Raw genomic sequence first — 12,856 nt, forward strand, 5'->3', positions numbered from 1 at the left:
CCGCCGGGTGTCGCATGACTCGTCAGTTGCCGACCTGGGCCGGCGTGTAGAACCCGTCCTTCACCACGAGATCGACATTCTGCTGGGTAAGCACGGTGGGCGTGAGCAAGATGGTATCCACGTCCTTCTTGCCGTTGTTCATCTTGCTCGTGAACTGGGGCGTTTCGCCCTTGGCGAACTGCACCGCAAGATTCGCCGCGTCGGTGGCGATGGCCTTGATCGGCTTGTACACGGTCATCGTCTGCGTGCCAGCCTTGATGCGCTTGATGGCGGCAAGATCGGCATCCTGGCCGGACACGGCCACCTTGCCGGCCAGCTTCTGCCCTTGCAGAGCCGCCACGGCGCCGCCGGCCGTACCGTCATTGGAGGCCACGATGCCCTGGATGTTGCCCTTGTTGGCGGTGAGGGCGTTCTCGATGATGGACTGCGCCTTCGAGGCCAGCCACTCGTCGGTCCACTGCTGGCCGACGATCTTGATATCGCCTTTCTTCACCAGCGGGTCGAGCACTTTCATCTGGCCATCGCGCAGAATCTTCGCGTTGTTGTCAGTCGGCGCACCGCCGAGCAGAAAATAGTTGCCCTTGCCGCCCGTCGCGCTCACCACGCCCTGCGCCTGCATCTCGCCCACCTTCTCGTTGTCGAACGAAATGTACGCGTCGACATCGGCATTGAGGATGAGGCGATCATAGGAAATCACCTTGATGCCGGCCTTCTTCGCTTCGGCAACCACCGTCGTGAGGGTCTTTGCATTGAACGGCACGATGACGATGACGTCGACCTTGCGCGCGATCAGGTTCTCGATCTGCTGGAGCTGCTTCTGCTCGTTGGCATCGGCCGATTGCACCGATACCGTGGCGCCCTTGGCTTCCGCTGCCGCCTTGAAATAGTCGCGATCGCGGGTCCAGCGCTCGACCCGAAGGTCGTCGATGGAGAAGCCGATCACCGGTTTCTCCTTGCTGGCGTGTGCCTGCGGTACGGTAAAGACACCTGCGGCGGCGATCGATACGGCCAGCAACGTGTGTAGGGTCTTTTGTTTCATGCTCTCCTCCATGCGGTGGGGACCCGCCCGGATCAGGAAGGGCGGACATCTCCGCCCGGGACGTCTTGGGAATGGGCGGCTTGGAAATATAGCGGTTTCAGTTGCTCATACGAACGTAGGAACAAAGGGTGGCGCGTTTGCCGAAAATAAGCATGACGCGCTGCATCGGGCTCGCGTACCGCGGTGACATCCGGCATGGGGCAGACGTCGTCCAGCAACGCATCGGGTTCCACCGACAGATGCGCAAGGCGGGCAGCACCCAGCGCTGGTCCGATTTCACTTCCACTGCGCAGCACCAGCGGCCTGCCTAGAATGTCGGCCAACATCTGGGTCCAGTAGGCGCTGCGTGAGCCTCCGCCGATCACGGTGATCTCTTCGCTGGTCAAACCGGTGCCCTCCACGGCGAGCAGGCCATCGAGCAGCCCCAGGCCAACGCCCTCGAGCGTAGCGTTGGCAAGATCGCCACGATCGGCATCCGGTCCCAGATTCGTAAAAGAGCCGCGGGCATGCGCGTTATTGTGCGGGGTGCGCTCACCGGTGAGGTAAGGCAGGAATAATGGCCCGTTCTCCTTCCAACCGCGCGACTGCGCCTCGGCCAGCAACGCCGGCACGTCGGCCTGACCGGTAAGACGCGCGGTAAAGTCCAGGCAACTGGCGGCATTGAGCATCACCGACATCAGGTGCCATGTGTCCGGCAACGCATGGCAGAAACTGTGCACCGCGCGTTCCGGACAAGCGCGAAAACCGTCCGACACGGCGAAGTACACGCCGGACGTTCCCAGCGAGAGCATCGCCTGACCATGGCGCACGATACCCACGCCCACCGCGCCGGCGGCGTTGTCGCCACCGCCGGCCGCGACCGGCACGGCATGCATCCCCCAGCGCTCGGCAACGTCCTTGCGCAGGCGCCCGGCGAGCTGGCTGCCTTCGAAGACTTCCGGCATGTGGCTGCGGTCCAGACCGGTAGCGGCAAGCATGGCATCGCTCCATTGGCGCTTGCGGACATCGAGCCAGAGCGTACCGGCGGCATCGGAGGCGTCGGTCATGGCTTCGCCGGTGAGGCGAAGCCGCAGGTAGTCCTTGGGCAGCAACACCTTCGCTACGCGGGCAAACACCTCCGGCTCGTGCCGGCGCACCCAGGCAAGCTTGGGCGCGGTGAATCCCGGCATAGCCAGGTTGCCGGTGATCTCTCGAAACATCGGCAACTTTTCCAGCTCGGTGCATTCGATATCCGCGCGACCATCGTTCCAGAGGATGGCCGGACGAAGTACACGATCGGATGCATCGAGCAGCGTGGCGCCATGCATCTGTCCCGACAGACCTATCGCAGCCACACGACGTGGATCGACCTGCTTGAGCACTTCGGCCACCGCCGCCTCGGTAGCAATCCACCAGTCTTGTGGATCCTGTTCCGACCAGCGGGGTTTGGGATGCGAGACGACGAGCGGACTGGACGCGCTGGCATGCACCTCACCGGCGGTACCGACCAGCACCGCCTTGACCGAGGAAGTGCCCAGATCGATGCCGAGATAAAAACGTACCGAAGCTTCCATGTCCTGCTTCACCTTGCCGTACTTCAGCTCACCCATGGATATAGCGGTTGACGAGGTTCTCCAGCTGCTCCTGCCGACCCGAGACATGCTTCGGGTGCAGATCACGGGAGATTGCCTCATCGGCAAGCGAAGCCAGCGTGAAACCGCCTTCAAGTATTTTCGTGCCGAGCTCGCCGTCCCAGCCTGCGTAGCGTTCCGCCTTGAGTTCGGCGAGCGTATCGCGCTCGATCATCTTCGCCGCCTTCTCCAGGCTCAACGCCAGCGTATCGATGGCGCCGATGTGACCGTAGAAAAGATCTTCCGGCGCACTGCTCTGGCGACGCAGCTTGGTGTCGAAATTGAAGCCGCCGGTGGTGAAGCCGCCGGCCTTGAGAATCTCGTAGATGACCAGGGTCATCTCCTCGACGCTATTGGGGAACTGATCGGTGTCCCAGCCGTTCTGCGGATCGCCACGATTGGCGTCGATGGAACCGAACATGTCCAGCGCGATGGACGTGGCGACTTCGTGGTGGAAGGAATGCCCCGCAAGCGTGGCATGGTTGGCTTCGAGGTTCGTCTTTACTTCACCCTCCAGGCCGAACTCCTTGAGAAAGCCATACACCGTCGCCGTGTCGTAGTCGTACTGGTGCTTGGTCGGCTCCTGCGGCTTGGGCTCGATGAGAATGGTGCCCTTGAAGCCCAGCTTGTGCTTGTGCTCTACCACCATTTGAAAGAAGCGCCCGAGTTGCGCACGCTCGCGGCGGAGGTCGGTATTGAGCAGCGTGTCGTAACCTTCGCGACCACCCCACAACACATAGTTGGCACCGCCCAGGCGATGGGTGGCCTCCATCGCGTGGCGTACCTGGGTGGCTGCGTAGGCGAATACTTCCGGTTGCGGATTGGTAGCGGCGCCGGCCGCATAGCGCGGATGGCTGAAGACGTTGGCGGTGCCCCAGAGAAGCTTCACACCGGTGTCGGCCTGTTTTTGCTCGAGCACGTCGACCATCGCCGCAAAGTTGCGCTTGTAATCGGCAAGGCTGTCGCCCTCGGGCGCTATGTCAGTGTCGTGAAACGTGTAGAACGGCGTACCAAGGCGTGAGAAAAAATCGAACGCGGCGTCGGCTTTCTCGCGAGCACGCGCCATCGGATCGCCAGCTTGCTGCCAGGGTCTCTCGAACGTGCCCGCACCGAACACATCCGAGCCGGGCCACACGAAACTGTGCCAGTAACAAACCGCCAGGCGCAGGTGATCGGCCATGCGCTTGCCCAGTATCTGGCGATTGGGGTCGTAGTGACGGAAAGCCAGCGGATGATCCGAGGTCGGGCCTTCGTAGCGAACAGGAGCAACAGAGGAGAAGTACGACATGCGGTATTCCTTCGGGGAACGGAGCAAGGGAGCCAACACGATGAACGTCACCGATGCTGGCCAGCATCGGCCACCGGGTGCAATTGCGATTTCCAACGCGCAGGAAGGCTTTTTTGCTGCCGCACCGCGTCATGGCTCAGTCGTCCGATCCTGCTAATTTCAAAGCCATGGCACCGCACCGCATCGCTCTGCTGTTCAATGCCAACAAGGTCTATGACCGACAGGTCATTGCCGGTATCGGACGCTACCTCAACAGTACGCGCGTGGAATGGGACCTCTTTATGGAAGAGGACTTCCGCAGTCGCATGCGCGACATCCGTCAGTTTCGCGGCGATGGCGTCATCGCGGACTTCGACGACCCCCAGGCGCCCGACGCATTACGCAACCTGCATATCCCGGTGGTAGCGGTAGGCAGTTCGTACCACGACCCGGCCGCTTATCCGGCGGGCCTGCCATACATCGCCACCGACAACGCCAGGATCGTTCGTCTCGCCTACGATCACCTGATCGAGCAGGGCCTTCCGCGCTTTGCCTTCTACAGCATCCCGCCCCATCCGGGCAGCCGCTGGGCGCAGGAGCGCGAGCACGCTTTCCAGGCGATCGTGGTCGACGAATCGGTGGAAGGCGTCGTCTATCAGGGCCAACCCACCAGCGCAGGCGGCTGGGGCGGCGCCGTGGAGGCGCTGGTCGCGTGGCTCACCGATCTACCCAAACCCATCGGCATCATCGCCACCACGGATGCCCGCGCACGGCAATTGCTGCAGGCCTGCGTGATCGGCGATATCGCCGTGCCCGAGCAGGTCGCCATCGTCGGCATCGACAACGATCCAATGGCTCAGTTGCTGACCCGCATTCCGCTCACGTCGGTGATCCAGGGCGCGGAGGAAATGGGCCGCACGGCCGCACATCTACTTCACAAGATGCTGCATGGCGTGGATTGCTCCGATACGCGGGTACTGGTGCCGCCGGTGGGCATCAATGTGCAGGCATCGAGCAAATACCAGCCGCTGCGCAGCCCTCACGTGATGCGCGCCTGCCACTACATTCGCCAGTACGGTTGTCTTGGCATCAAAACCGAACAGGTAGCCGACTATGTCGGCGTGTCGCGCACCGTGCTGGAAGAACACTTCAAGCGCGAACTGAAGCAGACCGTGCACCAGGCCATCCTGCAATACAAACTGGACACGGCGCGACAACTCATCGCCGAGTCCGACGCCTCGCTGGCCGACATCGCTGTGCGATGCGGATTCACCTCGCTGCAGTACATGCACACGGTATTTCGGCGCGAATACGATTGCACGCCGCGCCAGTACCTTGACCTCCACCGCAAGCCGGCGCCCGCGCGCTGACCATCGCAGGCAAGGACCGCATCGCCCATGCCCGTTTCCGCAGCCATTGCCTGGGGCCACCTGCCCGACGGCCGCCCCCTCCACCGCTGGTCCCTGCGCAACGCCGCCGGCGCGCAGCTGGACATCGCCGACCTTGGCGGCACCCTGCTCTCCTGGCAGACGCCGGATCGGCAAGGCCGCCTGGGCGAAGTGTTGCTGGGCCACGCCAACGCCGCGCAATACCTTGCGTCCGATGCCTACATGGGATCGATCATCGGCCGCTGGGCCAACCGGATTCGCGGCGGCCGCTTTCAGCTCGATGGCATCGACTACAAGGTGGATCGCAACGACCGCGGCAATCACCTGCACGGCGGCAGCGACGGCTTTCATCTGCAACGCTGGGACGTCGAGCCGGAGGGCGATGCCCTGGTGCTGCGACTGGTCTCGCCGGAGGGCGACGGCGGCTTTCCCGCCGAGGTGCGCGTGCAGCTACGCGTATGTCTCCATGACAGCGGCTACCTCGACCTGCGCTACGAAGCCACGAGTGATGCGGCCACGCCGCTCAGCCTTACCGCCCACCCTTATTTCAATCTCAACGACCGCCGTCCCGACATCCGCGACCACTTGATCCGGATCGATGCCGCGGAATTTCTCGCCGTCGACGCGCAGGCGATACCCATCGGTCGCCAAGCGGTGGCTGGTACCGCCTTCGATTTCAACGAAGCCGCGCCGATCGGGTCGCGCCTGCTCTGGCCCGATCCGCAACTCCGTCTCGTCGAAGGCTTCGACCACTGCTACGTGCCAAACGGCCTGTCGGGCGCCGCGCCGCGCGCGATTGCCGAGGTAATCGAACCTTTGAGCGGCCGCCGCCTCGTCGTGGAAACCGACCGCCCCGGCATGCAGTTCTACAGCGGCCAGAAGCTGGCCGGCCGGCCTGGCAGGCATCGCAACCACTACGCACCCTTTGCCGGTTTCGCGCTGGAGGCGCAGGCATTTCCGGATCAGGTCAATGGCCCGGACGCCGAAGCGGTCATCCTGCGCCCCGGCATGGTGTGGCGGCAGCACACGCGGTACGGCATCGACACCGTGTGAACTTTGCCGGGCTTGCCTCCGGCTGCAGGTACAATAGGCGGATGTCCCTAATCCAACTTCAGCGCGTCGACTTCAGTATCGGCGGCCCCCTCCTGCTCGAGCACGTCGATCTGTCGATCGAGGCCAACGAGCGCGTGTGCATCGTCGGTCGCAACGGCGAAGGCAAATCCACCTTGATGAAGCTGATCGCTGGCGAATTGCGCGCCGACGATGGCGAAGTGCGCGTGCAGAACGGCATCGTCGTCGCGCGCATGGCGCAGGAGGTGCCCCAGGGCACGTCCGGCAGCGTGTTCGACGTGGTCGCCGAAGGCCTGGGCGACCTGGGCCATCTGCTCGCCCGCTATCACCACCTGTTGCACGAAGGCGACATGGACGCGCTCGGCGATGTGCAGACCGAGATCGAGGCCCGCCACGGCTGGGACCTGGACCGCCGCGTTACCGACGTGCTGACCCGACTGGAGCTGCCGGCCGACACCGATTTCGCCGCCCTTTCCGGCGGTATGAAACGCCGCGTGCTGCTCGCGCAGGCGCTGGTACGCAAACCGGACGTACTGCTGCTGGACGAGCCGACCAACCACCTCGACATCGAGGCCATCGGCTGGCTGGAAACCTTCCTCAAGCAGTTCGACGGCAGCATCATCTTCGTCACCCATGACCGCAGCTTTCTGCGCGCTCTGGCCACTCGCATCATCGAGATCGACCGCGGCCAGTTGACCAGTTGGCCCGGCGACTATGAGAACTACCTGCGCCGCCGCGAGGAACGCCTGCATGCCGAATCGCAGGCCAATGCGCTGTTCGACAAGAAACTGGCACAGGAAGAAGTGTGGATCCGCCAGGGCATCAAGGCGCGCCGCACCCGTAACGAAGGCCGCGTACGCGCGCTCAAGGCGCTGCGTAACGAACGCAGTCAGCGACGCGAGCTCAGCGGCAACGCGAAGATCACGCTGGCCAACGCGCAGGCGTCGGGCAAGAAGGTCATCGAACTGGAGCACGTGCATCAGTCGTATGGCGGCCGCGTGCTGATCGATGACCTGAGCACCACCATCATGCGTGGCGACCGCGTCGGCATCGTCGGTCCGAACGGCGCGGGCAAGAGTACGCTGCTGAAAATCCTGCTTGGCGAGCTCAAGCCGGAGCGCGGCGAGGTGTCGCTCGGCACCGGCCTGCAGATCGCGTATTTCGATCAGCATCGCTCCCAGCTCAATGACAGCCTGAACGCGCTGGATAACGTCGCTGAAGGTCGCGAGTACATCGAGCTCAACGGCCAACGCAAACACATCATCGGCTATCTGCAGGATTTCCTGTTCTCGCCCGAGCGTGCACGCGCGCCGATCACGCGGTTATCCGGCGGCGAACGCAATCGTCTCTTACTGGCCAAGCTCTTCGCGCAGCCGTCCAACCTGCTGGTCATGGACGAACCGACCAACGATCTGGACGTCGAAACGCTGGAACTGCTCGAAGAATTGCTGACCGAGTATCAGGGCACCTTGCTGCTGGTTTCGCACGATCGCGCGTTCCTGGACAACGTCGTCTCCAGCACCCTGGTGCTCGAAGGCGAAGGCCAGGTGGGCGAGTACATCGGCGGTTATACCGATTGGTTGCGGCAGCGGCCGGAGGCGCGTCGCTTGCAGGCCGAGAAGGCTGCTGCAGCGGCACCTGTTGCGGCTGCGGAGCCTGCCAAGGCCAAGCGCAAGCTCAGCTATAAGGATGCACGCGAGCTGGAACAGCTGCCCGTGCGTATCGAGCAGCTTGAAGCCGATATTGCCGCCAAGACCGCGGCGATGAACGATCCGGGGTTTTATCAGCAGGACAATGCGGCGATCTTGCGGGCGAACGATGCGTTGGCTGCGGTGCAGGCCGAGTTGGATGCGGCTTATGCCCGGTGGTCGGAGTTGGATGGCTGAGCGCTTAAGAGCGCCCCCTCACCCCAGCCCTCTCCCCCGGCAGAGCCAGGGGAGAGGGAGCCAAAAGCCCGCGAGATTCAATCTTGCCTCAGTGTGCCCCCTCTCCCCTGGCTCTGCCGGGGGAGAGGGTTGGGGTGAGGGGGATGCTCTTTGACCTTCAACCCGTATTCTGCAACCCCTGCGACACCCCATTCACGCAAGCCACCAGCGCCTTGAGCAAACCGTCATCGCTCTCGCCACCCTCGCGCCAGCGGCGCAACAGGTCCACCTGCAACAGGCTCATCGGATCGACATAGGGATTGCGCAGGCGTATCGACACCGCAAGGCGTGACTCGCCGCCCAGCAATTCCTGCGCGCCCTTGAGCTTGAGCAACCAGCGTTCGGTGCGTTCGAACTCGCCCTGGATCGAAGCGAAATACGATTCGTGCAAGGGACCCGAAAGACGCGAGAACGCCTCGGCGATCGGCAAATCGCATTTGGCCAGGACCATTTCGACGTCGTCGAGCATATTGGCGAAGAACGGCCATTCGCGCGCCATCTCGACCAATGCGTCTTCGCCGTCGGCTTCGGCGACGGCCTCCAGCGCCGAGCCCAAGCCGTACCAGCCAGTGATGATCGAGCGGCATTGCGTCCACGCAAACACCCAGGGAATCGCCCGCAGATCCTGCACACCGCGCATCTCGCGTCGGCGTGATGGACGCGAACCCAGGGTCATGCGCTCGATCACGTCGATCGGCGTGGCCGCGCGGAAGTAATCGATAAAGTCTTTCCGATCCACCAGCTCGCGATACGTCTTGCGGCTGGCCGCCGCCAGCCGATTCATGCGTTCGCGCCAGATGTCTTCGCGCGCCTCGGTTTCGCGCGGACGCAGACTGGCACGCAACACCGCGCCCACGGTCTGTTCGAGATTGCGTAACGCCAAGGCGCGGATGCCATATTTGCGGTGAATCACTTCGCCCTGTTCGGTCACACGCAGCACACCGGCCACCGAGCCGCGCGGCGAGGACATCAGCGCTGGCGCGATGCGCGAACCACCGCGGCTGGCCGAACCGCCCCGCCCATGAAAAAACGACAGTTGCACCTGCGCCTTCCCGGCCACCTCGAGCAGCTCGACCTGTGCACGCTGCAAACCCCAGCGCGAAGCCAGCGTGCCGCCGTCCTTGCCGCTGTCGGAATAGCCCAGCATCACCCACTGGCGATTGCCGCGCTCCTTCAGATGCTTGCGATAGAGCGGATCGTCCATCAACGCCTGCAAGGTCGCCGGCGCATTTTTCAGATCGTCGACTGTTTCGAACAACGGAGCGATATCCAGCGGGACGCCTGCGTCCACCGCCAGGCCACCGTAACGTGCCAGCGCCAACACGGCGAGCACGTCGGCCGCCGAACGCGCCATGCTGATGATGTAGAGACCGACGGCATCGACGCCATAACGCTTGCGCGCGTCATGCATGGTCTTGAACACGGCTTGCAGCGACTTGGCCTGCTCGTCGTCGCTGCCTTCGAAGCTACGCTCGCCACTGGCATAAGCACGCAGCGCCTCCACGCGCGCGGGCACGTCGCGCTCCAGCCAATCCTTATCGCCCAGCAAAGCGGACAAGGCCTCGTCGTGCACTTGCGAATCCTGCCGCACATCCAGCCGTGCCAGATGAAAACCGAAGCTGCGCACGCGCCAGATCAGACGCTGCACCGCATAGGCGCCGGCATAGAGGCCATGATGATCGATCAGGCTCGTGCGGATCAGATGCAGGTCGTCGAGCAACTCCCTGACATTCGCATAGCCTTCCTTGTGTTGATCGTCATGCGTCGCCTGCAGGCGCGCTTCGATGATGGTCAGCAGGGTCCGATACGGCATATCCGCATGACGTGGACGCACCTTGGCGGCCGCGTCGGGAAAGCGTTGCCGATAGTCCAGCAGCTTTTGCTCCAGCCCATCGTCGACACCCACCCTGCCCTCGGTCTGGCTGAGCAGACGCGCCAGGCCGGTGATATCGGCGATGTAGTGCTCGAGCACATGCGCGCGCTGCGTCGACAGGCTGGCGGCAATGGTATCGGCACCTACATTCGGATTGCCGTCCATATCGCCGCCGACCCAGGTGGCGAAACTCAGGAAACGCGGCAACGGCACGGCGATGTCGTAGACCGTCTGCATCGCCTCGGCCATGGACTCATACAGCGCCGGCACGATGCGGTAGATCGGATTGGCAAGGTAGAAGCCGACGTGGTGGTGCTCGTCCTGCACGGTGGGACGCAGTGGCGACGCCTCGGCGGTCTGCCAGCCGGAGTTCAACGCCATGAAGATGCGGTCGTCATCTTCCTTACGTTCTTGCGGAGTACGCGTCGGGTCGAAATTGTCCACCAGCGCCCGCACGATCGACTGCTCTTTCTCCAGCAAGGACCGACGTACCGCCTCGGTGGGATGCGCGGTAAATACCGGCTCGACCTGCAGTCGCTGCAGCCAGTCGAGCAGTTCCTCCGCGGCGACGCCCTGTTCCTTGAGGCGGGTCAGCGCATCGAGCAGGGACTCCGGCTGGGGCTTGTCGCCCTCGCGCTGGTAGTCGCGGCGACGCCGGATCCGGTGGACCCGCTCAGCGATATTGACCGCCTGGAAATAGCTGGCGAAGGCGCGAGCGAGTGCCTCGGCATCGGGCGCATCCAGCCCGGCCAGCGAATCGGCCAGCGCATCAACGCTGCGGCCCTCGCGACGACGCTGGATGGCCGCCGTACGCACGGACTCCACTCGTCGGTAGAAGTCCTCGCCCTTCTGCTCGGCCAGCATCCTGCCGACCATTGCCCCCAGCCGGCTTACGTCTTCACGCAACGGGCCGTCGTGGGGCAGGAAATCGTGCTCGCGCTCTTGCATCGAATCCTCCTGACTGGAACGGTTGAGCCTAGCGCATCGCGTGCTGCATGGCACAAATTTTTTACGCCAATGAATGTCAGCGCCGGGTTATAATCAACGCTTCCGTAAGCCCGTCGAGGGGCGCTGCGACCGTATTCCTACGGCCAGGCTCGACGCGGCATGTTCCACAACGGCGCCCGGCCCAACATCGGAGCCATCGATGAACGCCGTTACCAAAGACAGCAACACCCAGGACTTCAAAGTCCGCGATATCTCTCTTGCCGACCTCGGCCGCCGCCGTATCCGCATGGCCGAAGAGGAAATGCCAGGCCTGATGCAGATCCGCGCCCGTTACGCCCAGGAGCAGCCGCTCAAGGGCGTGCGCCTGTCCGGCTCGCTGCACGTCACCAAGGAAACGGCCGTGCTGGCCGAAACCCTGCGTGCACTGGGCGCCTCGGTGCGCTGGGCGTCTTGCAACATCTTCTCGACCCAGGACGACGTCGCTGCCGCGCTTGCGGCGGGCGACCTGCCGGTATTCGCCTGGAAGGGCGAGTCGCTGGAAGAGTATTGGGAATGCACCCTGGACATGCTGACCCATCCCGGCCAGCTCGGTCCGCAGCTGATCGTGGACGACGGTGGCGATGCCACCTTGCTGATCCACAAGGGTGTCGAGCTCGAAGACGGCGACAACTGGGTCAATACGCCCAGCGGCAACCATGAAGAGCAAGTGATCAAGGACCTGCTCAAGCGCGTGCATGCCGAGCGCCCGGGCTGGTTCAAGAAGATCGCCGCCGAATGGCGCGGCGTGTCGGAGGAAACCACCACCGGCGTGCATCGTCTCTACCAGATGATGGAAGCGGGCAAGCTGCTGGTGCCGGCGATCAACGTCAACGACTCGGTCACCAAGAGCAAGTTCGACAACCTGTACGGCTGCCGCGAATCGCTGGCCGACGGCATCAAGCGCGCCACCGACCTGATGGTCGCGGGCAAGGTTGCCGTCGTGTGTGGTTACGGTGACGTCGGCAAGGGTTGCGCCCATTCGTTGAAGGGCTTCGGCGCGCGCGTGATCGTTACCGAGATCGACCCGATCAACGCCCTGCAGGCAGCGATGGAAGGTTTCCAGGTCACCACGATCGAAGAAACCCTCGGCACCGGCGACATCTACGTGACCACCACCGGCAACAAGGACATCATCACGCTCGAGCACATGGCGGCGATGAAGAACAACGCCCTGGTGTGCAACATCGGCCACTTCGACAACGAGATCCAGATGGACCGCCTGAATGGTGCCAAGGATGTCAGCCGCGAAACGATCAAGCCGCAGGTCGACCGTTACACCTTCGCCAAGACGGGCAACAGCATCTACATGCTGGCCGAAGGCCGCCTGGTGAATCTCGGCTGCGCGCATGGTCATCCGAGCTTCGTGATGTCCAACAGCTTCTCCAACCAGACGCTGGCACAGATCGACCTGTGGAAGAACAAGGACGTCTACGAGAAGACTGTCTATCGTCTGCCCAAGAAGCTGGACGAAGAAGTCGCTCGCCTGCATCTGGAACAGATCGGCGTGAAGCTGACGAAGCTCACACCGGAGCAAGCCGCATACATCGGCGTGCCGGTGGAAGGCCCGTACAAGCCGGATCACTATCGCTATTGATTGCGAACAGGTAACAAAAAAAGCGGCCTTCGGGCCGCTTTTTTTGTCCGAACAAGCGCTTACGTGAATAAGCGAGGCTATCGGAACACGAGAGGCAAGACA

Annotated in this window: 8 protein-coding genes and 1 riboswitch; of the genes, 4 read left to right on the forward strand and 4 right to left on the reverse strand. The window is 63.2% G+C overall.

Features of this window, described 5'->3' with window-relative positions:
- Positions 1 to 22 precede the first annotated feature (22 nt).
- Genes xylF through xylA form a run of 3 tightly spaced genes read right to left on the reverse strand, consistent with a single transcriptional unit; the run spans position 23 to position 3,937 of the window.
- Positions 23 to 1,039 carry a D-xylose ABC transporter substrate-binding protein gene (gene xylF / locus QMG46_RS00185; RefSeq protein ID WP_281850393.1) on the reverse strand — a complete coding sequence of 339 codons (1,017 nt, stop codon included), beginning with the start codon at positions 1,037 to 1,039 and terminating at the stop codon, positions 23 to 25.
- Positions 1,040 to 1,071: 32 nt separating this feature from the next.
- A complete protein-coding gene (gene xylB / locus QMG46_RS00190) occupies positions 1,072 to 2,628 on the reverse strand; it encodes a xylulokinase (protein WP_281850394.1) in 1,557 nt (518 codons plus the stop codon).
- Entirely contained in the window at positions 2,621 to 3,937 is a 1,317-nt protein-coding gene (gene xylA, locus QMG46_RS00195) for a xylose isomerase (RefSeq protein ID WP_281850395.1), read from the reverse strand. Before xylA ends, xylB begins: the two co-directional genes overlap by 8 nt.
- Before the next feature lie 131 nt (positions 3,938 to 4,068).
- On the opposite strand from xylA, the gene QMG46_RS00200 reads away from it, so the two are divergent.
- From QMG46_RS00200 to QMG46_RS00210, 3 genes are read left to right on the forward strand one after another with little or no spacing between them, the layout of a single operon-like run.
- Positions 4,069 to 5,286: a XylR family transcriptional regulator gene (locus QMG46_RS00200; RefSeq protein ID WP_281850396.1), complete on the forward strand. Its 1,218-nt coding sequence runs from the start codon at positions 4,069 to 4,071 to the stop codon at positions 5,284 to 5,286.
- A gap of 27 nt (positions 5,287 to 5,313) precedes the next feature.
- Positions 5,314 to 6,357, forward strand: coding sequence for an aldose epimerase family protein (locus QMG46_RS00205; protein ID WP_281850397.1), 1,044 nt, complete (start codon positions 5,314 to 5,316; stop codon positions 6,355 to 6,357).
- 41 nt (positions 6,358 to 6,398) lie between these two features.
- Positions 6,399 to 8,261: an ATP-binding cassette domain-containing protein gene (locus QMG46_RS00210; protein WP_281850398.1), complete on the forward strand. Its 1,863-nt coding sequence runs from the start codon at positions 6,399 to 6,401 to the stop codon at positions 8,259 to 8,261.
- 157 nt (positions 8,262 to 8,418) lie between these two features.
- Here the strand turns inward: QMG46_RS00210 and ppc are convergent, their stop codons facing one another.
- The gene (gene ppc / locus QMG46_RS00215; protein ID WP_281850400.1) at positions 8,419 to 11,121 is read right to left on the reverse strand and encodes a phosphoenolpyruvate carboxylase; all 2,703 of its coding nucleotides are present in this window, start codon (positions 11,119 to 11,121) and stop codon (positions 8,419 to 8,421) included.
- Positions 11,122 to 11,230: 109 nt separating this feature from the next.
- A riboswitch (S-adenosyl-L-homocysteine riboswitch) is annotated at positions 11,231 to 11,306 on the forward strand.
- Positions 11,307 to 11,320: 14 nt separating this feature from the next.
- Here ppc and ahcY point away from each other — a divergent pair.
- On the forward strand, positions 11,321 to 12,754 hold the full coding sequence (gene ahcY / locus QMG46_RS00220) for an adenosylhomocysteinase (RefSeq protein ID WP_281850401.1): 1,434 nt from the start codon (positions 11,321 to 11,323) through the stop codon (positions 12,752 to 12,754).
- The last annotated feature ends 102 nt before the right edge of the window (positions 12,755 to 12,856 follow it).

Source organism: Dyella sp. GSA-30 (genome assembly GCF_027924605.1).
Lineage (GTDB): Bacteria > Pseudomonadota > Gammaproteobacteria > Xanthomonadales > Rhodanobacteraceae > GSA-30.